Raw genomic sequence first — 545 nt, 5'->3', positions numbered from 1 at the left:
GAGGCCCGCCTCCCCGGACGGGGAGACGGGCCTCGCTGGCTGGGCGCCCGAACGGGCCGGGCCGGCTCAGCGGCTGATCACATCATGCCGCCCATGCCGCCCATCGGGTCCATGCCCTCGGCGCCGGCGGCGGCCTTCTCGGGCTTGTCCGCGACGACGGCCTCGGTGGTCAGGAACAGGCCCGCGATGGACGCGGCGTTCTGCAGGGCCGAGCGGGTCACCTTCACCGGGTCGTTGATGCCGGCGGCCAGCAGGTCCTCGTACTCGCCGGTGGCGGCGTTCAGGCCGTGGCCGTCGTCGAGGGTCTTGACCTTGTCCGCCACGACGCCGGGCTCCAGGCCCGCGTTGAAGGCGATCTGCTTCAGCGGGGCCTCGATGGCGACCTTGACGATGTTCGCGCCGGTGGCCTCGTCGCCCTCGAGCTGCAGGCCGCCGAACGCCTTGGCGCCGGCCTGGATCAGGGCCACGCCGCCGCCGGCGACGATGCCCTCCTCCACCGCGGCCTTGGCGTTGCGCACGGCGTCCTCGATGCGGTGCTTGCGCTC

1 protein-coding gene is annotated in these 545 nt (G+C 73.8%); it reads right to left on the bottom strand.

Features of this window, described 5'->3' with window-relative positions:
* Positions 1 to 77 precede the first annotated feature (77 nt).
* Positions 78 to 545, bottom strand: a 468-nt coding sequence (locus HMPREF3105_RS12460; RefSeq protein WP_305791351.1) for a TCP-1/cpn60 chaperonin family protein, incomplete at its 5' end; no start/stop codon positions are given.

It is taken from the genome of Micrococcus sp. HMSC31B01, assembly GCF_001816085.1.
Taxonomy (GTDB): Bacteria; Actinomycetota; Actinomycetes; order Actinomycetales; family Micrococcaceae; genus Micrococcus; species Micrococcus luteus.
Note: the sequence above shows the minus strand (reverse complement) of the source record. Positions and strands in the feature narration are given on the sequence as shown.